Genomic DNA, 23,203 nt, shown 5'->3' on the forward strand with positions numbered 1-23,203 from the left:
AACAATCCACTGGATTGTTTTACTTTTCCGTAAACTCTCCGTCTACGACGTCATCGCCTGCGTTTCCTGTTGCTTGTGCACCTTCTGCTCCTGCTTGAGCTTGTTGCGCTGCTGCGGCTTGTTCGTAGAGTTTAACAGCAAGTCCTTGAGCTTTTTCGTTCAATGCTTCAAGTTTTGCTTTCATTTCGTCCAAGTTGTTGTCTTCTTGAGCTTTCTTAAGATCATCAAGGGCAGCTTGTGCAGCATCACGTTCTGCATCAAAGCCTTTACCTTCAGTTTCTTTGATTGTCTTTTCAGTCGCAAAGATAGCTTGGTCTACTTCGTTACGAAGGTCAACTTCTTCTTTACGTTTCTTATCTGCTTCAGCGTTTGCTTCTGCATCTTTCATCATGCGGTCAATTTCTTCGTCCGTCAAACCTGAGTTAGATTGGATAACGATTGTTTGTTCTTTTTGAGTTCCAAGATCTTTGGCTTTAACAGATACGATACCGTTCTTATCGATGTCAAATGTTACTTCGATTTGTGGAATACCACGAGGTGCAGCTGGGATATCTGTCAATTGGAAACGTCCAAGAGTCTTGTTATCTGCTGCCATTGGGCGTTCCCCTTGAAGAACGTGGATATCAACGGCTGGTTGGTTGTCTGCTGCAGTTGAGAAGACTTGTGATTTAGATGTTGGAATTGTTGTGTTGCGGTCGATGAGTTTTGTGAAGACTCCACCCATTGTTTCGATACCAAGTGACAATGGCGTTACGTCAAGAAGGACAACGTCTTTCACATCACCAGTGATCACACCACCTTGGATGGCAGCACCCATTGCAACTACTTCGTCAGGATTCACTGATTTGTTTGGTTCTTTACCAGTTTCAGCTTTAACAGCTTCAACAACGGCAGGGATACGAGTTGAACCACCGACAAGGATGACTTCGTCAATATCTGACAAGCTCAAACCTGCATCTGAAAGGGCTTGACGAACTGGAACTTTTGTACGTTCTACAAGGTCACGAGTCAAATCGTCGAATTTAGCACGAGTCAAAGTCATTTCCAAGTGAAGAGGTCCAGCCTCACCAGCAGTAATAAATGGCAAGCTGATTTGAGTTGAAGTCACTCCAGAAAGGTCTTTCTTAGCTTTTTCTGCTGCATCTTTCAAACGTTGAAGAGCCATCTTGTCGTTTGACAAGTCGATACCATTTTCTTTCTTGAATTCTGCTACTAAGTAGTCGATGATTTTTTGGTCAAAGTCATCACCACCGAGTTTGTTATCCCCCGCAGTTGCCAATACATCAAAGACACCATCACCGAGTTCGAGGATAGATACGTCAAATGTACCACCACCAAGGTCGAATACCAAGATTTTTTCTTCTTTGTCAGTCTTGTCCAAACCGTAAGCAAGAGCTGCTGCAGTTGGTTCGTTGACGATACGTTCTACTTCAAGGCCAGCGATTTTACCAGCGTCTTTAGTTGCTTGACGTTGAGCATCGTTAAAGTAAGCTGGAACTGTGATAACAGCCTTGGTTACTTTTTCACCAAGGTATTCTTCCGCATAACCTTTCAAATATTGAAGGATCATCGCTGAGATTTCTTGTGGAGTGTATTCTTTGCCGTTAGCAGAAACTTTTTCAGAAGTACCCATCTTAGATTTGATAGAGATAACTGTATCTGGGTTTGTAACTGCTTGACGTTTTGCAGCGTCACCAACGATGATTTCACCGTTTTTGAATGACACTACAGATGGAGTTGTACGGTTTCCTTCTGGGTTTGCGATGATTTTTGATTCAGTTCCTTCAAGAACTGCCACTGCTGAGTTTGTTGTACCTAAGTCAATACCAATAATTTTAGACATATGTTTTTCTCCTTAAATTTTATATTCTATTTTTCTTTTTGATACTCTCCTTAGGTGGCGGCGCCGTCAGAGCTTAACTTCGTTAATCTCTTTGACTAAACTTTGAGCCTAAGGTCTCAAAGTTTGCGCAAATAGCGCCACGGCGAAGAGTATCGCCAATGGTTCGCTTCGCTCACTATTGCAAAGCTGAATAATTTTTTATCTTTCTTCATAGTTTTCTGTCGTTTCGGACAAGGTTTTTAAGTTCTCTAGACTAGTTGTAGACAACTACCATAGCCGGTCTTAGGATGCGGTCATGGAGTTTGTAGCCTTTTTGAAAGACTTGTGCGATGGTGTCAGCTGGATGCTCATCATCAGCTGGGACTGTTTGAATAGCCATATGGTAGTTATGGTCAAACTCTCCATCAGCTGCGATTTCCTCGATTCCTTCTTCTTTCAGAGCATGAATCAAACTTTCTTGGACCATTTCCAAGCCCTTCTTCACATCATCTGTCAAGCCTTCAACGGCAAGAGCGCGTTCAAGGTTATCAAGCGATGGCAAAATTGCTTTTGCCAAATCTTGGCTGCGATAGCGTTGCAAGAGTTGACGCTCTTCATTGGCACGACGCTGAATGTTTTGCATTTCTGCGTGGGCACGAAGATATTTGTTTTCAAACTCCTCGGCACGTTCATTAGCCAAGTCCAATTCCAACTTCTCGGGAGTTGTTTCTTCAGCTGTTTCCACAACTTCCTCTTCTTTTACTTCTTTATTTTTTATATCTTGGGCCATTTTCGCCTCCTTTAATGATTTCAATCTTAATTCACTTCATAGTGATTGCTGCTGAGATAGCGGTAAAAATCCGTCAACTTCATGGTCAAAACTCGATTGACAACGTTGAGTTGATTGACCAATTGTTGATAATCCAGATTAACTGGACCAATAATCGCAAGGATTCCAAACCCACGATAGGGAATCAGGAACTTACTGCTAATTACTGCTAAGTCAGCAAGACAAGATTCTTGGCTATCCGCAACTCGGACACTTTGCATCTGGTCGCCAATCAGATTCTCTCGAATTTCCAAAGCTACCTTTTGTGGCTGATCAAAAAATTGATAGGCCGCTAAATTAGCGAAATTCAAAAGATTGACTTTGCCAGAAACCACGATATTTTCATTGAACATTTCTTTGAAGATATGCTCAATAAGATCCATAACGTTATCCGTTGTTGTGAAGTAACGTTGGATAATTTGCGGAATCTCTGTCCGAATCTTGTAGTGAATATCCAAAACAGTCTGATCCAGGAAACGTTCTTGAATCATGGTCTTGAGGCGATTTAAATCCTCCTGCAAGAAATTTCTCGGAATCAAAAACTGACTGGTAACTGTTCTAGACTCATCAAGCGTAAAAACAGCAAGAGCTGTATGTTGCCCGAGGACAACAATATCAAAAGCTGTTAGCTTCTGCCTACTTGGTTCAACATCCAGCGCTACAACCGTACAACCACTCAAGTCTGACAAGATTTTCGTTGCCTCTTGAAGAATATCCTCAAGCTTGAAGAATTCTTGATCAAAGGCTTTTACAATCTCATAAACTTGATTTTCAGCTAAACGGTCAAAGGATAGGGAGTGTTTGACATAGTATTGAAAACCAGCCACACTCGGCATACGACCACTGGAAGTATGAGCCTTTTCAAGTAAACCTTGCTTTTCTAAAACTGCCATATCATTTCGAATGGTAGCACTACTAGAGTTGATAGACTCTTGCAAGGCCTTAGATCCAACAGGTTCGTGCGTTTTGGTAAAGATGTCAATAATCAGATTTAAAATATTCTGCTGACGTTCTGTAACCATCTCGCTACTCCTCTCTGATAGATCTTTTTAGCACTCGACACATCCAAGTGCTAACTTATGATTCTATTATACACCCTTAGTAAAGAATGTCAAGACAAAAACTCAAAAATTAGCACTCTTTTAACAAGAGTGCTAAAAATCAGTCTGAGGACCTAAAAAATCATCTTACATTCTCAAGATATTTCTTTTTAAGTCTGTAAAAACTATAGATTAGGTAAGAAATCATGAGGGCATAAAGGGCAAAAATAAGGAAGAAAGATTGAGAGAGACTTTCGCGAAACAAGCTCATACAAATAACTAGACCGCCAGAGATAGAAACTGTAGATGTACGAAGTCTAGATTTCACATCAGCCCATTGAAGACGATTGTCCACGAAAGATTGATCATTTAAATCTACATCACAAGTTACTTTTCGAAAAATAGAATAAGAACAATTTTCCACAAATTCCCATCCTCTATCCTTAATACTTTGTAAATCTACCTCATTTTTTCTAAGGTAGCTAGTATTCCACACACGGTAAATCACATCATCTGGTTGGCATTGTTCAAAATAGAAAAAGCCAAAACGATTCGATTTAAATTTCCAACCTTTCAAATGCATCTCATGCAAATAATCTTCTACCTTATCCAAATCAAAAATGGTAAACATTCGAAATTGTACTTTGCTATTCATTGTCTAACCTCCAAAATGGTTTTATTTATCAGATAATTCTTTCCACTTTTGAAACAATCTCCAAAAAATATAAGAAATCTGAATCGCGAAAACTATCAATAAAGTACAGTCTATGATAACAATCAAAAACATTCCCCAACTGAAAGAACTACCTCCACTGACAAACTTTGAGAAAACCGGTAGTAGCGCTAAAAAGAGAAGCAAAATAGGAAGCATCCGCATTGTTAAAATCTTCTTGACCATTGCTAACTTCCCGACCGCGTCATTATAAATTTCAAACTCGGCATCCGACTCAACTCCAGAATAAGGCTTTCTAAAGTAGGAAAAACCATTAAAGTCTGTAATATGCTCCCACCCACAATCTTTAAATAGTTGTAAATAGGAAGCTCTCTCTGACTTTTTCATAGGATAAAAGTCCAACTGATAAACCACCTGCTCCGGTTGGCACTTTTCAAAAGTATACTTAACCGCAACTACTAAGTTAGAGTAACTTACTTCCTTAAGTTTCCAGCCCTGAGCATGCATTTCTCCGAGATAGAGAGCCTCTCTATCATAATCCGCAATGGTAGCAATTCTATAAACAACTTTCTTTTCCATCAAAGCTCCTCCCGACTGTTTCTATAGAGCCGCTCAATACGTTTCAACTCAATCTCTAAAACTTTTCGACCCAAGTCTGTTATCTGATAGATTTTACGTTTTTCCTCTTCTCGAACAAAGGAAACCAAACCATCTTTTTCCATCTTCGATAGGGTTCCATACATAGTTCCAGGACTAATGGATACTTGCGAATCTGTCATCTCTTTGACCTTTTGTGTAATACCATAACCATGGTTCTCCTTTTGCAGACAGAACAGAATATAAAAACCCGTTTCAGTCATGGGAAGGTAAACCCGCCTAATCTTATCTGTTAATTCCATTTAATCAGACCTCCTATTCAGTTCGATATATCGCACCTCGTTATATAAAATATATCACACCTCGATATAAAATGCAAGAAAAAAAGATTGTCCTCACGGACAATCTTTCTGATTTATCATTAGTATAGATCTAGGTAGTTATCAATTTCCCATTGTGAAACGAAGGTTGCATAGCTTGCCCACTCAATTCGTTTGGCTTCAAGGAAGCTAGTGTAGATGTGTTCACCTAGAGCCGCTTTAACCACTTCGTCTTCTGTCATGGCCTTCAAAGCGTTGTGAAGAGTTGATGGAAGGTCTGTGATACCAGCCTCTTTGCGCTCTTCTGCAGTCATGATATAGATGTTTTCTTCGATTGGCGCTGGTGCTTCGATTTTGTTTTCAATACCGTGCAAACCAACTTCCAAAAGAACAGCCATTGCGATATATGGATTTGCCATTGGGTCTACTGAGCGCAATTCCAAACGTGTTCCCATTCCACGAGTAGCAGGAACGCGGACAAGTGGTGAACGGTTACGACCAGCCCAAGCGATGTAAACAGGTGCTTCGTAGCCTGGAACCAAACGTTTGTATGAATTAACTGTCGGGTTCATAATAGCTGTGTAATTGTAAGCGTGCTTGATCAAACCACCAAGGAAGTGATAAGCTGTTTCTGACAATTGCATTCCTTTTGGATCATTTGGATCAAAGAAAGCGTTGTTCCCTTCATCATCAAACAAGGACATATTGCAGTGCATTCCTGAACCAGCGATACCAAATTTAGGTTTAGCCATAAAGGTTGCATACAAACCATGTTTACGCGCAATTGTTTTTACAACAAGTTTAAAGATTTGAATCTTGTCACAAGCACGAAGAACTTCATCATACTTAAAGTCAATCTCATGTTGACCTACAGCAACTTCATGGTGACTGGCTTCTACTTCAAATCCCATTTTAGTCAAGACATTTACAATTTCACGACGGGTATTATCGGCAAGGTCTGTAGGCGCCAAATCAAAGTAACCACCCTTGTCATTTACTTCAAGAGTTGGGTCTCCATTTTCATCAAGCTTAAACAGGAAGAATTCTGGTTCCGGACCAAGGTTGAAAGATTTGAATCCTACTTTTTCCATGTGATGAAGAGCTCGTTTAAGGTTGCTTCGAGGATCTCCAGCAAATGGCTCTCCTTCTGTTGTATAGACATCACAGATCAATCCTGCGACACTACCGTTCTCATCTCCCCAAGGGAAGACAGTCCATGTGTCCAGGTCAGGGTACAAGTACATATCTGATTCATTGATACGAACAAACCCTTCAATAGAAGATCCATCAAACATAGCCTTGTTTGACAAGACCTTGTCTAGTTGTTCATCTGTAGCAGGAATTTCGACGTTTTTCATTGTTCCCAAAATATCTGAAAACATAAGACGAATAAAGGTTACATTTTTTTCCTTAACTTCACGACGAATATCTGCAGCTGTGATTGGCATGGTTTTTCTCCTTATATATGACGACTTGCGGTTGCCTAACCGCGACCAAAAGGTGATTGTTGAGAAGCAAAGCGACTTTGTTGAAGAACTTCATTCCGAAGTGCTCGGCGCACCTCAGTTTGACTAACTGGTTTCTTGGCTTTCGCCTCACGTTCGGCATATTTTTTCTTGATAGCAGCAATGTTCAGACCTTCAGAGATATAGTCCTTAATCTCAAGTAACCGATCCATATCATTTAAAGAATACATCCGGCGGTTACCTTCGTTTCGATCAGGTTTTATCAACTCCTGATCTTCATAATAACGAATTTGACGCGCCGAAAGATCGGTCAGCTTCATAACACTACCAATGGGGAAAACTGCCATATTGCGACGAAATTCTTTTTCCTTCATGTGCACTTCCTCTTCTTTCTGTCTATTATAGTCTAAAAAAAATCAATCGTCAATTGTTAATGTTATATCTTGTGACATTATTTTATTTTTTCTGTATGATGCTTCGTAAGCGATCAATATCGTAATTTACAAGAATTGCTACAAAAACACCCATAAATGTTTCAAAAACTCGAGCAAACACGTACAAAACAGTTTCTCCGTTTGGAATTGATAGGGTAATAATCAGCATAGCTGCAACTCCCCCAATAACTCCTGACTTATTGTTCATGGCAACATTTGTCATGATGGTTAACATGGTACAAATTGGAACAACAAGAAGAGTTACCCAAAAGGCTCCATGAAAAAAGTTGTTCAAGAGAAAGAACATCAGCGCATAAAAACCACCGATACTATTCCCTAAAATACGTGATGTCCCAAAGTGGACACTCTTATCAAAGTCTTCTCTCAAGCTAAAAACGGCTGTAAGAGCCCCAATCTGAAGTCCCTTCCATCCAAAAAAACCAAAAATCATGAGAACCAAAAAAACAGCGATTCCTGTTTTAAACGTTCGCATCCCTAACTTAAACTTAGATTTATCAAATGTATACTTTTTAAAATAACTCATAATCTCAACTTTCTTTTTTCCATTTTACCATATTTTTACTTTTTTGAGAAAAGGATTCATCAATTGAAGAAAATAGGAACTAAAAAGAGAAGGGTATAAATCCTTCTCTTTTATAGTCCAATATTCTATTTTAGAATAAATACATGAAAGCCAAGGTCACGAGACTAGCAAGCAAGCCCACTCCCCAGAAGAAGAAATCGACCTTCCACTCACTCCAGGATTGACCTTTACCAGAAAATCCACCCAACTCAAAATGGTGATGAACTGGTGTCATCCGGAAGATACGTTTTCCTCCAGTCAACTTAAAGTAGGTAACTTGCATCATGACAGATGTTGTTTCAAAAACATACACTATACCAATCAGGAGTAGCGTCCATTCTTGGTGCAGCGCCATAGAAATAGCGGCCAACATTCCTCCAAGAGCAAGACTTCCGACATCTCCCATAAAAACTTTAGCAGGCTTATGGTTAAAGACAAAGAAACCAAGAAGACCACCAATCATGGCAAGAATCACTAGGAGAATATCCAATTGGTTTTGTACATAAGCAATGACTCCATAGGCAGATAGGCTAATCACTACTGAGATACTTGCCAAGCCATCAATTCCGTCAGTCAAGTTAACAGCATTTGAAAAACCAACTAGCCAGAAGAGAGCAAAGAAAATGTAAAGAACGCCTAGGTGCAATGGATACCCAAATACATTTAAGACATCCCCTCCTCTTTCATAAAAGAGATAGAAGATAACTCCTCCTACTAACTGAAGCAAGAGCTTTTGTTTAGGATTGAGCCCTTCATTGATTTTACGAAAAACCTTGAGGAAATCATCTAAGAAGCCAACCAAACCATACAAAACGAGAATAAAGAGGATCATTCCAACATTGTTGGTTAGTTGATTAGTTAAAAGTGCAAGAACTAAACTAACTAAAACGCTTGTTACGAGGAAGACAATCCCTCCCATTGTCGGCGTCCCAGCTTTTGCCTGGTGTTGTTTAACATCCTCATGCATCTGTTGACCAGTAATCTGTGCTTTACGGTAAAAACGGATAAAAGCTGGAATTCCTACCACTGTAAGGACAAAAGCAAGGATTCCAGGAAAGATAGAAACTAGCATTCTAATCTCCTAATGTTATTTTTATTTTCTGTATATTTTTTAAAGCTGTATTGGTACGAACACTTTGTTTTTTTACAGTTTCTCCTGTACCTTCAAATTCAACTTCGATATCCAGCCATTTTGCAAAGGTTTCAACATTCTTCTTAGACCAACCATACAAATCCGGCATCTCTTCTACCTTGTCAGAAAGGAGTAAGATCTGCTCATTAGCGTCTAGATTGGTTCCTTCTGCCGCTGAACTTTCTTTGATTTTCGTTCCTGAACCGATAACGATTGGTTGAACAAGATTGCGTCTCAGTTCCTCTGCCATATCTCTCGGACTATAGTCCTTGGTCGCTGGCATTGCATAACTAGTTGTTGTTGTAACTTGATCCAGATTTTTAGCTGTAGACTGAAGATTAAGAGATTCTTTCATGGCAGAAGCTCGTTCAAGAATAGGATTAGCAAATTCTCCAAACCAAGGGTTAGAAAAGTGTTCTGGCTGTTGAACTGTTACGTAAAGAATAAAATCAGGATTTTCAGAAGGATGCATGGTTACTACAGAAAAGATATAATTGGTTTTCCCAACTAAATATCCTCCGTTTTGCTCATCGGCAATTTGAGCTGTTCCAGATTTGACAGAAACATTCTGACCAGGAACAGTAATTACTGGTTTATTATCATTACGATTATACATGGTTCCATAGATAGGATCCGTACCAACCAAAATCATATTCTCACGAGTCAAACTAGCCGCTTCTTTAGAAACAGGATTCCCTACAATCTCCCTTTGTGATTTACGAACAGTCTGATCATTTGGATCATAGAGGGCACTAATAAACTTCGGTTCAAGCATAACCCCATCATTTGCAATTGCTGTAAAAGCACGAAGCATCTGGGTCTGAGTAACAGAAATCCCTTGACCAAAAGCACTCATGGCAATATTAACAACATTATCTTCAGGTAACTGACCAGCATACTCATCACTCATACCAAAACGGGTTGGAACTCCAAACTTAAATCGATTGAGGTATTCTAACCAAGTAGCATCCCCCATCTTTTGTTGGAGCAAGGTCATACCCACATTACTTGAGTGAGCAAAACCTTGAGAGTATGTCATTATACTTCCTGCTGATAAACCATCATTAACATCCCAGTCTCTGATAGTCGCATCAGCTACCTTCAATTCGCTACTGTTGAAATATTCTCCTCCAGGGAAGGTATTATTGTCAATTGCTGAAGCTAAAGTAATCACCTTCATGGTTGAACCTGGTTCATAGTTACTTTGGTAAAGGATATCACGCCAGACAAAGTCCTCTGTAATCCCTTCTTTGGTATCAGCATCAAAGGTTGGTCTTTGAGTTGTAGCGAGAATCTCTCCCGTCTTGGCACTAACCAAGGTCGCAGTCATATACTTGCCTTTTAGTTTTTCTTGGAAGGCATCCATTTGACTTTCCATAAAGGACTGCAAAGGACTAGATAGGGTCGTATAGACATCTTTCCCGTTTACAGTCTGTCGGGTGACTTGTTCTGTACCAGGAACAATATTACCTAGACGGTCTTTTTCGTATGTAATAATACCATCTGTCCCTGCCAATAAACTATTTAAGGAACTCTCGATACCCGATGTCCCAATTAGACTTTTCGTGCCATCTTCATTTTCATGTAACTGTGCTAAACCAATAAAGGATGAGGCAAATTTCCCATTTGGATAACTTCGATTTGGACTAGTCGTAAAATTAATACCCTCGACCTTAGCAGATTCTAAGTCCTGTTTAATGGACATCATATTAGCATAGGTAATCCCATTCCCTTTAGCACCAAAAGAAACCTGTTTGAGATTTGGTTGAGAGAGTTGGTCTTTGACGTAGGTCTCCTCCATATCTAAGTATTTATGAAAAATTTCTGCCACTTTGTTGTACTGTGATTCTTCTACATAAAGAACATCACCATTAGCGGACTTATATTCTTTATCTATTACAGCATAAACATTATAAGAGGTCGCATCTTCTGCTATGGGAGTTCCATTACGATCATAAATGGTTCCTCTTTTAGCAGGAACAGTCAGAGTCGTTTGATGAACTTTTTTTGCTTCTTTAACCAGATTGACCCCAAATTTTGTGCCTGTACCAATAATCACCGCAAAATTAACCAAAAAAACAGCAAAGAGAAAGACGGCCAAGAGGCTCAGACTCTTCCCCACTCGTCTGCGGTTTTCCATTGGAGATTTACGATTCTTAATGGCAAAGCGTATGATTCTTTCTTTCATAGTTTTCATCTACTACTCCGCCGATCGAATATTTTCATTATTCAATTGCAAGTCTTGTGAATTTGCAATTCCGGTCAAACGTTCTGATCGGATTAATTCGTTAACTTCTTGTTTGGCATCATCTAGCTCTGTCTTTTTTTCTTCAATTTGTGCATTGACTCTTGTCAAATCACTCTGGACCTGAAAAAGTTTTGTCTGCATATAGACTACACTAATTGCTAAGACAAGGGCTGTTATGGCAATTGAAAAGTAAAAGGCCTTTTCAACACGTGAAAATTTTTTTATACGAGCTTGTAGCAATTGGCTCGTTGTTCCTCTGTTTTCTGCCATTGTTTCCTCTTACTTGTGAATTTTTCTTGCCACTCGTAGCTTGGCTGAGTGGGAACGATTATTGGCTTCCAATTCTTCCTTGCTTGGTAAAATCGGCTTCCGAGATACTAATTCCATCTTTGGCTTGAGATCGTCTGGGATGAAAGGTAGTCCTTTAGGAACTTCAACTGTAGAAGCTTCCTTAAATAACTGCTTAGTCAAGCGATCTTCCAGCGAATGAAAAGTGATGACTGATATTCTTCCATTGAGAGCTAGAAGTTCAATTGCCTGCTGGATTGATTCATCCGCAGCCCCCAGTTCATCATTGACCTCAATACGGATAGCTTGGAAAATTTGTTTGGCTGGGTGACCTTTTTTCTTGAGTTCCTTTGCTGGTTTTGCAGATTTGATAATCTCTGCCAATTCTGTCGTGGTCTCAATCGGTTTCTGTTCACGCGCCTGTTCAATTTTTCGAGCAATCTGTTTGGAAAACTTGTCTTCTCCATATTTGAAAAAGATTCTTACCAAATCATGGTAGTCGTAGTGATTAACGACTTCATAAGCGGTCAAACTAGCTTCCTGATTCATGCGCATATCCAGCGGTGCATCCTTCTTATAGGAAAAACCACGTTCACGCTGATCCAACTGCGGGCTTGACACACCTAAATCATAACAAATTCCATCAATTTCAGTCACACCTAAGTCATGTAAGCGGTCCTTCAAATGACGGAAATTATCCTTGATGAAGGTGACCATTCCTTTTTCGATATAAGGTGCCAGACGTTTTTGCGCATTATCAATGGCATTCTGGTCCTGGTCAAAAGCATATAAATGCCCCTTCTCACTTAACTTACTTAATAAATACTCGCTGTGTCCTGCTCCTCCCAAGGTCGCATCAACGTAAATACCATCAGGTTTTACATCTAGCATATCAATGGTCTCATGGAGCATGACCGTTACATGATGAAATTCTTTTGTCATATCTTATCTATTTTACCACAAATCCGACTAGCTTGCACTCACTAAAGCTAAAACATTCCACTGTTGCTTTATTCCTTATACTCGACAGGCTTCTCAGCTACTTGAGCTAGCCCTGAGTCTACTTCTGGATTCAGGTGATGATGAACTGCCTCTGCCACTGCTCTTGGTATACCAACAGCGACAATCTCATCCACACTGGCTTCCTTGATTTTTGTCAGAGATTTGAAATATTTCATCAAATTCTGCTTGCGTTTTGGACCCAAACCTTCAATTCCATCCAATTGAGAGGAGAAGGAATTTTTAGAACGTAGTTGTCGGTGGAAGGTAATGGCAAAACGGTGGACTTCATCCTGAATGCGTTGCAGGAGGAAAAATTCTTGAGAATTGCGAGACAACTCTACCACCTCAAGTGGGTCTCCAAAAAGCAATTCATGGGTTTGGTGCTTGTCATTCTTTTGCAGGCCTGCGATCGGAATATCTAACCCCAACTCTTCTTGAATGACCTGTTTAGCGATATTGACCTGACCTTGTCCCCCATCAATGACAATCAAATCTGGCGGTGTCAAACCGTCACGTTGGACGCGTCCATAGCGTCTGCGAATAACCTCACGCATACTAGCATAGTCATCTGGTCCGACCACAGTCTTGATTTTATACTTACGGTAATCCTTCTTGCTAGGTTTTCCGTTGACAAAAACAACCATAGCAGAGACAGGACTAGTCCCCATAATATTAGAGTTATCAAAAGACTCGATACGGACTGGGGTTGGAATTTGTAAGAGTCGTCCCAAGTTTTCAATGGCTCCTTGAGTCTTCTCAACTGATTTTTCTAGCAGGTTAAATTTCTGCTCTAGACTGACACGAGCATTTTTGATAGCTAGATTGACCAGTTGCTTCTTCTCCCCACGTTGAGGCTTGAGAACCTTGGTATCCACCAAAGCCTTGATAGCTTCTTCGTCAATATCTTGAGGAATCAGAATTTCATTGGGGACCAAGTGAGATTTTTCTTGATAAAACTGTCCCACATAGGTCAAGAAATCCTCGTCTGGATCGTTGTAGTATGGAAAGAGATTGACGTCGCGTTCAATTAGTTTACCTTGACGGACAAAGAAAACCTGAACGCACATCCAACCTTTTTCTACATAGTAGCCAAATACATCACGATTTTGAAGATCTTTTGCCATGACTCGTTGCTTAGTTCGAAGGGTGCCAATGGCCTGAATCAAATCACGGTATTCCGCTGCACGTTCAAACTCCATACTTTGGGCTGCCACTGCCATTTTACCCTTGAGATCATCGATGATTTTGTCATCCTGTCCTTTTAGGAAGTCAGAAACCTCCTGAGCCATAGACTTGAAATAGGCCTCATCTTTCTGACAGATGGTGTGGGCCATACATTGCCCGATGTGGTAGTAAAAACAGACTTTAGAGGGCGAGTTGGTACACTTGCGAAAAGGGAAAATCCGATCCAATAGCCGTTTGATTTCATTGGCTGCCCCCACATCCGGATAGGGACCAAAGTAGAGTCCTCCGTCCTTCTTGACCTGACGGGTGATAATCAAGCGAGGATAGCGCTCATTTGTGATTTTGATAAAAGGATAGGACTTATCATCCTTGAGCATAATATTGTACTTAGGCTTGTTTTCCTTGATTAGGTTGATCTCCAAAAGAAGGGCTTCAATATTAGACTCCGTCACAATAAATTCAAAATCTACAATCTCAGATACCAGGGCTTCTGTCTTGGTATCATGGCTCCCGCGGAAGTAGGACCGCACCCGATTGCGCAGATTTTTAGCCTTTCCTACATAAATGATAGTGCCGTTTTTATCTTTGTGAATGTAACAACCAGGGCTAGTCGGCAAGAGCTCCAGTTTTGATTTAATCAATTTATTCATAGTTCCATTATAGCAAAAAGCCCCCTGTATTGCTTAAATCAGAGAGCTCCAGTTTCCTTAGAAAATCAGTTATTCTCCAGACTCATATAGCTCTTGAACTTCTTTTACATCTTGAGCTTGGATACCATAATAGGACCCCGCTGGTTGCATAACCGAAACTTCATTGGTGTGTTCCAAACCAATAGCATGGCCTAGTTCATGCTCTGCTGTATGCAAGATACGGTCATCCGTATAGCCATAATTTGGATTAGATAGATAGTAATGATTCAAACGAACGGTTACGGAAGTGAATTGTTTGGTTAGGAGATTTGTTTGACTCTCTGCCTCGCCAGCAACAGCTGTCGAACCATCGTTCATTTCGGTAGCGAAAATATTGGCCTGATCCGGTTCTGTTACAAGCACAAAGTTAAAAGTACCGGTCTGATTCCAGTTAGAAATAGCTTCAGTATAAGCTTTTTGGAAGCTAACATCCATTTGAGGATCGATATAAATCGTTGCTTGTGCCTTTGGCCATTTTGCTCCTGAATCTTGGTGATAATCTGTCTGAGATAAGCCTTGCAATTTGCCAGTTTCTTGCCATTGTTGCCAACCTTCTTGGCCGACTCGAACCACTTTACTAACTTGATTTAAAGTAGCAGGTAAATCACCTGTCACATACCAGAGAATCCCAAAAGTGATGAGAATTAAGAGGATAAGTGTCCATACAAGGCGCCAAAAAATGCGCAAAATCCCTAATAAAAATCGACATAACACACGAATAATCCAGCCCATAATTGCCCACCTTTCTAAAAAATAAGAACCCATCTTTAAGCCATGGATCCCATTCTAAAGATAGGTTCTCTATTTTACTGAATAAAACTGAAAGAAAGCTAAAATTAAGACAAGCGTTCCTCCAAAACGAAATCAATTGGTAAAGTAGCCAAAAAACGGTCCAATTGCTTTTCCCAATAATACCACTCATGGGTTCCTGCACTGTGGCTATAGGTCACATCAAAACCGAGTTTCTTGAGATTCTTCACTGCTAGATTATTAGCAGCATACAAGAAATCTTGCTCCCCACACCAAACCCAGAGCTTGGTTTTCTTATCAGACTTTTTAGCGAGTGTTTCAAGTGAGTAAGGACTATTCACCCAATCATTTACTTTGCCAAAAACTCCTCTCCAGTAGGAACGCGTCCCTAAATCTTGACTCTCAGGAGAAAACTCCTCGAAACTAAGTGCCCCAGAAAAGCTAGCGGCACGCGAGAAACGGTCAGTTGACAGTGCCAATTTGAAGGAACCGTAGCCTCCCATTGAAAGACCAGCGATAAAAGTCTTTTCACGCTTGTTGGTCATATTTGGGAAGAAGCGTTTGAGCACCTTAGGCAATTCTTCTGCTATAGCTGTATAGTAGTTATAGCCATACTGAGTATCTGTATACCAGCCATTACATGTATTTGGCAGGACAACAATCAGATTGGTCCCTCGTAGCAAGCGTTCTACATTGGTCCGCTTGAGCCAACTATTTTGATTTCCAGACATTCCGTGAAGTAGGTAGAGAACTGGGATATCTGTAGAGTCTGGCTCTGTTACCCGAGACGCATCCGGATAGAGTACATTTACTCCCCACTCCATATCTAAAACTTCTGAGTAATACTCAATCTTCATTACTGCCATAACTTGCTCCTTATACACTTAAGATAAGAAAAAGCCGAAACTCGACTTTCTCTACTGTTATTTAATCCTTATTTTGCTTCCATGACTACTGGTAGGATGGCTGGACGACGCTTGGTTTGGTCAAAAAGGAATTTGGCCAAATTATCACGGACCTTCCCTTTAAGATCAGCCCAGTCAAAGTCCTCACCTTGGAGGTAATCTTCAACTGTTTGGTTCACCAACTCTGTACTTTCACGTAAGATATCACGACTCTTTTTAAGATAGACGAATCCACGCGTATGTACTCGAGCTTTAGCAATGATTTTCTTCTCACGACGGTTAACAGTGATAGCTACTATAAAGATACCATCTTCTGACAAGACCTTGCGGTCACGAAGAACAACGTTCCCAACATCCCCAATGGCATTACCATCAATCAAGACATCACCTGCAGTAACAGCACCGGATGGAACGAAGTCTCCATGCTCATAAGACATGGTTGTCCCTTTTTTAGGGATAAAGATACGCTCTGGTAGCATACCAACCGCCATAGCAGCCTTGGCATGAGCATCCAACTCACGGTATTCTCCCTGGATTGGGAAGAGATACTGAGGATGTAAGAGATTAATCATTAATTGAAGATCACGCGCATTCCCATGTCCTGATACACGCAAGCTTTGAGTAATCGGTTTAACGACACCACCTGCTTGGTAGACCATGTTTTCTACACGTGCCATCACAGCTTCCTTAGCAATTGATGGCGTCGTAACGATATAGACCAAGTCACCATCTTTGATTTCAACATAGCGGTGACGACCAATGGACATTTTGCGGAGTCCGTTAATTGGTTCACCCATACGTCCAGTTTCAAGGATGATTAATTCATGGTCCTCAAAACGAGACATATCTTTTGGTTTAATCAAGAGATTCTCATTTGCTAAAGACAATTTTTTCAAACGGATAGCTGTACGAACGATATTTTCAACGTCAAAACCAGTCAAAACAACACGACGACCTGTATCCGCAGCCGCATCAAACACTTGCTGAATACGAGAAAGGTTACTTGCAACTGCAGCAACGATGATACGTCCATCCCAGTCGGAAATAGTTTGTGTAATTTCGTCTCCAACTTCACTTTCGCTGGCTACTTGGATATTGCTGTCAGCATTTGCTGAATCACTTAGAAGAGCCAAAACTCCTTCACGACCAATTTCAGCTAGACGTCCGAAATCGGTTGCGTATGATTCACTTGCTGTTTGGTCAAATTTAAAGTCACCTGTATAGACGATGTTGCCTTCAGATGTTTTCAAAACAACACCAAGACTCTCTGGGATAGAGTGAGTTGTGCGGAAGAAGGAAACTTCAGTACCACCAAAGTCAATTTCGGTGTTTTCATCGATAACATGGAAATCATCAAATTTCTTAACGCTATCATTTCCCTTTACAAAAAGCTTAGCAAGTTCGATGGTCAATTCTGAACCAAAGACAGGAACCTTCACTTCTGACAAAAGATAAGGAAGAGCTCCGATCGCATCCGCATGTCCGTGCGTTAAAAAGACTCCTGCAATACGGTCGCTGTTTTCAAATAGATATTCCATATTTGGAATAACGACATCGACACCCAACTGCTCATTTTCAGGGTATTTCAAACCTGCATCTAAAACGAAGATAGAGTCGTTAATTTCTGCGATGTACATGTTTTTACCATTTTCACGAACACCGCCCAAAGTTGTTAATTTAATATTGGTCATTTTTCCTCCGAAGTATTACTATAACGTGTTTATAGAGTCTTCACAACTCTCTTTTTTTTTAAAGTCCAATATACTTTTATCCGAATCTTTTCCTCTCATTATACCATTTTTTTACTAATTTTCAAAATGAAGATAGGATTTCAACTAGAGAACATTCACTCTAATAGCCACAGCGGCTTCCTTTGTTCTTTTTTAAGCTTCGTCTAAGATCATTAAACGATTAAATCGAATGAAGCTCCGAAATTTCTAGCTGACCAAAATCCTAAAAACTAGGCTTGAGTACTTAAAAAAAGATTTAGAAATTCTAAATCTTTTTAAGTATTCTTAGTTTGGATAAATGTATCTTACAGTACCTCTTGATGCAGTCGGATTAAACCATCCACGATAGTTTCCGATTGGTTGAGTTCCACTGCCATCATAGTTACATTCCAATACCTGGATAGAAGTCTCACTTTGTACATCTGTGACATATGCAACATGTCCATATTCACCACCGTCCCACACGGCGATTGCTCCTACTACAGGTACATTTCCTGTCTTAAAGCCATGTGCACTAGCGTAGATTGCCCAAGTATTGGCATTTCCCCACCAGTTACTAGCCCAAGGTGCCAATTCTTTTACGCCCCATGTACACTGACCAATAGGATATGAGTTCCCGTAGTTTGTAGGAGTATTTACGACAACATCCTCAACTGCTACCGCATTCGCAGTACTACGTGCTTCATAAGCCGGAGCATTGTATGAATAGCTAACTTGAGTTGGACCACTCACTTCTAGCACATCACCTGGGTGGATGGTATCAAAAATGCTTTTCCCATTATTAGCTGCCAACTCATAAGGATCCATACCATTTGCAGTAGCAATAGCAAAAAATGAATCACCGTCTTGAACAACGTAAGAGTCTGCGCTAACAGTCTGAGCACCAACTGTCGCCAAAATAGCTATAGATGTTAAACCAAGAGTCAGTTTAGCAACTGTTTTTTTCATAACAATTTTCTCCTAAAATTTTATTGATTATTTTTAATTTTAATGTTGATAAGAGAATCATACCTGATTTACATGTCAGTTGTTTTAGATTTATGTTGTAGTCATGTTACAAATCTGTATACTTTTACTACATAAAGTTAAAAAGCACTTACAAAAAGAGACTGAAATAGTTTACTTCAGCCTCTTTGTATTTATTTTTTCATCAAGAAATCATAGATTTCCTGCACTGTTCCTAGTGCCATCATTTCTTGGTCTTTAACAGTTTGCTTGAGATTTTGATAAATCTGACTTTCAGCAATATCCCGTTTAGCCGCGTCTTTATTAACCCTCATCACACCATTTTCAATGGTGACAAAACCAAGCTCTTCAAAAATCTGAATCATCTTTATTAATAAGATTTGTTCAATTTTTAGATAAGCTGATAAGTCTTTTAATTTATAACGGATATCGAATTCTGGGAACTGGTAGATCGTCTTATAGAGTTTAGCAAATTGGTCTCTTGTGCCATACCCTGTCAAATAGTAGGGCTTATCGATATCATTTTTAAAGTAAACAGCTGAGAAATCATGTTGCTGGAAAATATTCTTGAGAATTTCGATGTCTTCTGGGAAATTCTTGACCACAACAGCTTGACTTGAAGAAATATCAGGCAATTCTCCTGTAAAATCAAGTACTGGTACTCCTTCTGGTAGAGCTGCAGTCTTCCCACGAATATTAAAGAGTTGAACACCGTCTACACGAGCGTCTACCATCACCAACTGGAGGGTTGTTTGTCCATTCCACTGGTTAACAGAAAGAGTGACTGCTAACTCCAGTTGTTTGGTCTGCGCAAATTCTGTCGCTTTCGACCCTTGACCAAAGGCAACCACTTCAAAGTTCGCATTCCCTTTGGATATTTTCAATTTCAGGTGACTATCTCCCGCTCCCATAGAACGAGCATTTTCAACTTGAAAATCTCGAATATAGAAGACAGGCTTTTGATTGTCCATTCCAAAAGGAGCTAACCGTTCGAAACTTTTAACTGTATCTAAACTCAGATTTTCCAAATCTAGTTCTTCGTCAAGATATAGTTTACTCTTGCCCTTGTCATCTATCCCTTTGTCTTTTACATAGGTTTCTAAAATTTCTGATAGGGCATCTAACTGTTCAGCTTCGAGCGTCATACCTGCGGCACCTGCATGGCCACCAAAGGCGATAAAGAGAGCACGATGCGGATCCAAGGCTTCAAAAATATCGACAGCTTCAATACTCCGCGCACTTCCCTTAGCACGGCCGTCTTCAATATTCAGAACAATAACTGTCTGCCCTAATTCTTCCAACAAGCGTCCAGCTACAATCCCAAGAACCCCTGGGTTCCAGCCTTCCTTGGCCAAAACCTGAACACTTTTACTAGGGTCTACCAAGTTTTTAGCTTCTTCATAGATGGCTTGAACGATTTCCTTGCGTTCTTCATTTTTTTCTTGAATCATGAGGGCAATTTCATGCACCTCTTCATCATCAAAGCCAGTCAGTAAATCAATCGCTGGATTGGGATCATCCAAGCGCCCCAAGGCATTTAACCGAGGTGCCAACTGAAAACCAACTGTTTCTTCTGTAATATCACTAGTAGCAATTCCTGCAATTTCAAATAGTTCTTGGAGACCAATTCGTTGAGTATTGCGCAAAACTTCTAGACCGTACTGAACCATGATACGATTTTCATCCGTCAGGCTGACCATATCCGCAATGGTTCCAATGGCAACCAAGTCAAGCAACTCAACCTGCACTTCCTCCAAGAGGGCACAAGCTAGTTTAAAAGCAACTCCACAGCCTGCTAAATGTTTAAAAGGATAATCTGCTTTTGGGTGCTCAGGATGGACGATTGCATAAGCATCTGGTAAAACCTCTGGCATGGAGTGGTGGTCTGTCACAATGACGTCCACGCCCATAGACTGAGCCAAGTCAATAGCCTCATGCCCGGCAACACCATTGTCCACCGTCACAATCAGAGACACTCCCTGCTGCTCGATAAAATATTTGTAGACACTAGCATTTGGTCCATAACCATCTGTAAAGCGATTAGGGAGATAGATTAGACACTCTGCACCTAATTGTTCCAAACTCTCCTTGACAATCGAAGCCGAAGTCATCCCATCCGCATCATAGTCTCCATAGACCAGAATCAATTCCCCCTGCTCGATAGCCTGGCGAATACGCTCAACTGCCTTATCCATATCATGTAAGAGATAAGGATCATGTAAATCTTCCAAAGAAGGTTCTAAAAATTTCTTCAGGCTGCTTTCATCCCTGATCCCTCGTTGATACAACAAACAAGCGACTTCAGAGCTCAAGCCTGCACTCTTGGCTATCTTGGTAAAATCCGCGTCCTCAACTTGCGGAGAAAATTGCCAATTATAAGTAGGAATTATCACTCAAACATCCACTCTTTCTTACGATTCTATTCATTTATTATAACACGATTTTTAGTTTTTCTCCTGCTAATCTGACCACATTCCTTGCTAAATTTTCAGGTCACTTCAGCTAACACCTAGCAGTTTTCGTTAAGTAAAAAACACCTAGACTACTAGACTTTTCAGTTTAGAAATTCAGGTGTTCCTTATTTTAACATTTATTCTTGAATTCTTGCTTCTGCATCTGCCACTAGTTGAGCAAGACTAGTTTGACCCAGCTCCTTCTCCATTGCCATCTGAATCTTTTGTAATTTCTCATCTAAAACACCATGGATATTGGCTCCTACTGGACAGGCTGGATTGGGATTGTCATGAAAACTAAAGAGTTGACCTGTCTTTCCAAGGCATTCAACTGCTTGGTAAACATCTAATAAGCTGATGTCCTCTAGGTCTTTGATAATCTCTGCTCCACCAGTTCCACGCGCGACTGAGATTAACTCGGCCTTTTTCAGTTGGGATAAGGTTTTACGGATAATAACAGGATTGACTCCAACACTACTAGCTAGAAAATCGCTAGTCACCTTACTTTCCTTCCCTTTTAGGGCGATAATAACTAGCATATGGGTTGCAATGGTAAATCGACTTGAAATTTGCATGCAGTCCTCCTTTTTCGTTAACTAAGCTCATTCTTCTCTTATATTTATTATAGCTTCTATAGTTGTAATGTCAAGAGTTACGACTAAGCCAATCATCCAATTCTGCATCATGTCCTTCATTTTGAGCAATTTCATGGAGTAATTCTTGATTATGAGTGTGGTGAATTCCATTGACTAAGCTTTCATAGTAAATTTTATAGTAGGGCAACTGTAACTCTCTAGCCAACTGCAATTCTGCCTCAACATCATAATCAACACGACGAAAATCTACATCCTTCAATCCTTTGTCATCAAATTCTAAAATCATATATTGAGCACGCAAGTCCTTACGTAGATTTGCTGATAAAAAGAATGGTTGTCCAATCGAACCTGGATTCAAAATAAGTTGCCCACCACTTCCATAACGTAGAAATTGCTGGTGGATATGCCCATAGATGGCAATATCACAGTCAGGATTAGTCACCAAACGATCAAAATCCTCCTGCTTGCCAAGATGGATCAGTTCTCTTCCCCAATTTTTATCTGGTAAATGATGGCTTATCCCTACCTTCAGATTTCCAAACTGGCGGTGGCTGTGCATAGGAAATGCCTGTAGAGCTTCAATTTCATCTAGACTAATTTCTTCCATGATATACTGGCATTGACGCAAGAGATAGCGATGACTGGGCCTACTTGTATCTAATTTTCGATGAGCAGCTCGCCACAAACTCTCTTCCCAATTCCCCAAAACTCGAACCGTTATTGGCAAGCCTTCCAATTGGTGAAGAATGTTTTTTCGTCCTGTCCCTGGCATGAGAATATCCCCCAAGAGCCAATATTCTTCTACTCCTGCCTTTCCCGCATCTGCGAGAACTGCTTCCAGTGCTCCTGTGTTGCCATGAATATCTGAAAGTACCGCAATTTTTGTCATATCAATCCCTCTTGTTTTCTCACATTTAATTATATCACTCTCAAAACCAAAGTCAAAAAGCCTCTTTTTACTATCATGTTTTACTTTACTTTTTTAGTGAAAAGGATTACAATGAAGGTGATAAGAAACGAGGAGGTTTTTGCTATGACACAACGTTACGAAAACATCATGGTAGCAGTCGACGGTTCTAAAGAAGCTGATTTGGCTTTTATCAAAGGAGTTCAATCAGCAGTGCGTAACCAGGCTAAACTAACCATCGCCCATGTCATTGACACTCGTGCTCTTCAAAGCATTTCAACATTTGATGCAGAAGTTTACGAAGAGTTACAAGTTGAGGCCCAAGACTTGATGGCAGAATATGAAAAGCGTGCAAGAGACGCTGGTCTTACAGATGTTCAAGTTGTCATCGAAATGGGAAATCCTAAAACACTTTTGGCTAAAACAATCCCGGACCAAGAACATGTTGATTTGATTTTAGTTGGTGCAACAGGGCTTAACGCCTTCGAACGTTTGCTTGTTGGATCTTCATCAGAATATATCCTACGCCATACAAGCGTTGACCTTCTCGTCGTTCGAGACAAGGATAAAACTTTATAAACCAAAAAT

The 23,203-nt window shown here is 40.3% G+C and carries 22 protein-coding genes; 1 reads left to right on the plus strand and 21 read right to left on the minus strand.

Features of this window, described 5'->3' with window-relative positions:
- Positions 1-19: 19 nt before the first annotated feature.
- The 21 genes from dnaK to HW271_RS07260 all read right to left on the minus strand — a co-directional run bounded on the left by dnaK (position 20) and on the right by HW271_RS07260 (position 22,597).
- A complete protein-coding gene (dnaK, locus tag HW271_RS07160; protein ID WP_178895436.1) occupies positions 20-1,843 on the minus strand; it encodes a molecular chaperone DnaK in 1,824 nt (607 codons plus the stop codon).
- A 253-nt stretch (positions 1,844-2,096) separates the two neighbouring features.
- Positions 2,097-2,612: a nucleotide exchange factor GrpE gene (grpE, locus tag HW271_RS07165; protein ID WP_004251792.1), complete on the minus strand. Its 516-nt coding sequence runs from the start codon at positions 2,610-2,612 to the stop codon at positions 2,097-2,099.
- A 26-nt stretch (positions 2,613-2,638) separates the two neighbouring features.
- On the minus strand, positions 2,639-3,673 hold the full coding sequence (gene hrcA / locus HW271_RS07170; protein ID WP_178895437.1) for a heat-inducible transcriptional repressor HrcA: 1,035 nt from the start codon (positions 3,671-3,673) through the stop codon (positions 2,639-2,641).
- A 160-nt stretch (positions 3,674-3,833) separates the two neighbouring features.
- Positions 3,834-4,346: a DUF2812 domain-containing protein gene (locus HW271_RS07175; protein WP_178895438.1), complete on the minus strand. Its 513-nt coding sequence runs from the start codon at positions 4,344-4,346 to the stop codon at positions 3,834-3,836.
- 21 nt (positions 4,347-4,367) lie between these two features.
- The gene (locus tag HW271_RS08830; RefSeq protein WP_178895439.1) at positions 4,368-4,943 is read right to left on the minus strand and encodes a DUF2812 domain-containing protein; all 576 of its coding nucleotides are present in this window, start codon (positions 4,941-4,943) and stop codon (positions 4,368-4,370) included.
- Positions 4,943-5,263, minus strand: a complete 321-nt coding sequence (locus tag HW271_RS07185; RefSeq protein ID WP_000423982.1) for a PadR family transcriptional regulator — start codon at positions 5,261-5,263, stop codon at positions 4,943-4,945. Before HW271_RS07185 ends, HW271_RS08830 begins: the two co-directional genes overlap by 1 nt.
- Before the next feature lie 119 nt (positions 5,264-5,382).
- The gene (gene glnA, locus HW271_RS07190) at positions 5,383-6,729 is read right to left on the minus strand and encodes a type I glutamate--ammonia ligase (protein WP_004251784.1); all 1,347 of its coding nucleotides are present in this window, start codon (positions 6,727-6,729) and stop codon (positions 5,383-5,385) included.
- Between the two features lie 35 nt (positions 6,730-6,764).
- Positions 6,765-7,121: a transcriptional repressor GlnR gene (gene glnR, locus HW271_RS07195; protein ID WP_000659542.1), complete on the minus strand. Its 357-nt coding sequence runs from the start codon at positions 7,119-7,121 to the stop codon at positions 6,765-6,767.
- Between the two features lie 82 nt (positions 7,122-7,203).
- On the minus strand, positions 7,204-7,725 hold the full coding sequence (locus HW271_RS07200) for an aromatic acid exporter family protein (protein WP_178895440.1): 522 nt from the start codon (positions 7,723-7,725) through the stop codon (positions 7,204-7,206).
- 130 nt (positions 7,726-7,855) lie between these two features.
- On the minus strand, positions 7,856-8,836 hold the full coding sequence (gene mraY / locus HW271_RS07205; protein ID WP_178895441.1) for a phospho-N-acetylmuramoyl-pentapeptide-transferase: 981 nt from the start codon (positions 8,834-8,836) through the stop codon (positions 7,856-7,858).
- A 1-nt stretch (position 8,837) separates the two neighbouring features.
- Positions 8,838-11,093: a penicillin-binding protein PBP2X gene (gene pbp2X / locus HW271_RS07210; RefSeq protein WP_178895442.1), complete on the minus strand. Its 2,256-nt coding sequence runs from the start codon at positions 11,091-11,093 to the stop codon at positions 8,838-8,840.
- Between the two features lie 3 nt (positions 11,094-11,096).
- Complete coding sequence (ftsL, locus tag HW271_RS07215) at positions 11,097-11,414, minus strand: cell division protein FtsL (RefSeq protein WP_178895443.1); 318 nt, start codon at positions 11,412-11,414, stop codon at positions 11,097-11,099.
- Between the two features lie 9 nt (positions 11,415-11,423).
- On the minus strand, positions 11,424-12,374 hold the full coding sequence (rsmH, locus tag HW271_RS07220; protein ID WP_178895444.1) for a 16S rRNA (cytosine(1402)-N(4))-methyltransferase RsmH: 951 nt from the start codon (positions 12,372-12,374) through the stop codon (positions 11,424-11,426).
- Positions 12,375-12,442: 68 nt separating this feature from the next.
- Positions 12,443-14,269, minus strand: a complete 1,827-nt coding sequence (uvrC, locus tag HW271_RS07225; RefSeq protein ID WP_178895445.1) for an excinuclease ABC subunit UvrC — start codon at positions 14,267-14,269, stop codon at positions 12,443-12,445.
- A 69-nt stretch (positions 14,270-14,338) separates the two neighbouring features.
- On the minus strand, positions 14,339-15,040 hold the full coding sequence (locus HW271_RS07230) for a matrixin family metalloprotease (protein WP_178895446.1): 702 nt from the start codon (positions 15,038-15,040) through the stop codon (positions 14,339-14,341).
- Positions 15,041-15,144: 104 nt separating this feature from the next.
- A complete protein-coding gene (locus HW271_RS07235) occupies positions 15,145-15,924 on the minus strand; it encodes an alpha/beta hydrolase family protein (RefSeq protein ID WP_178895447.1) in 780 nt (259 codons plus the stop codon).
- Positions 15,925-15,992: 68 nt separating this feature from the next.
- Positions 15,993-17,654, minus strand: coding sequence for a ribonuclease J (locus HW271_RS07240; RefSeq protein ID WP_178895448.1), 1,662 nt, complete (start codon positions 17,652-17,654; stop codon positions 15,993-15,995).
- 324 nt (positions 17,655-17,978) lie between these two features.
- Complete coding sequence (locus HW271_RS07245; protein ID WP_178895449.1) at positions 17,979-18,641, minus strand: CHAP domain-containing protein; 663 nt, start codon at positions 18,639-18,641, stop codon at positions 17,979-17,981.
- A gap of 191 nt (positions 18,642-18,832) precedes the next feature.
- A complete protein-coding gene (gene recJ, locus HW271_RS07250; RefSeq protein ID WP_178895450.1) occupies positions 18,833-21,052 on the minus strand; it encodes a single-stranded-DNA-specific exonuclease RecJ in 2,220 nt (739 codons plus the stop codon).
- A gap of 197 nt (positions 21,053-21,249) precedes the next feature.
- Positions 21,250-21,687: an Rrf2 family transcriptional regulator gene (locus HW271_RS07255; RefSeq protein WP_178895451.1), complete on the minus strand. Its 438-nt coding sequence runs from the start codon at positions 21,685-21,687 to the stop codon at positions 21,250-21,252.
- Between the two features lie 70 nt (positions 21,688-21,757).
- Positions 21,758-22,597, minus strand: a complete 840-nt coding sequence (locus HW271_RS07260) for a metallophosphoesterase (protein ID WP_178895452.1) — start codon at positions 22,595-22,597, stop codon at positions 21,758-21,760.
- A 144-nt stretch (positions 22,598-22,741) separates the two neighbouring features.
- Here HW271_RS07260 and HW271_RS07265 point away from each other — a divergent pair, with 144 nt between their 5' ends.
- The gene (locus HW271_RS07265) at positions 22,742-23,194 is read left to right on the plus strand and encodes a universal stress protein (RefSeq protein WP_178895453.1); all 453 of its coding nucleotides are present in this window, start codon (positions 22,742-22,744) and stop codon (positions 23,192-23,194) included.
- Positions 23,195-23,203: the final 9 nt, after the last annotated feature.

It is taken from the genome of Streptococcus sp. oral taxon 061, from assembly GCF_013394695.1.
In the GTDB taxonomy this organism is placed as follows: domain Bacteria; phylum Bacillota; class Bacilli; order Lactobacillales; family Streptococcaceae; genus Streptococcus.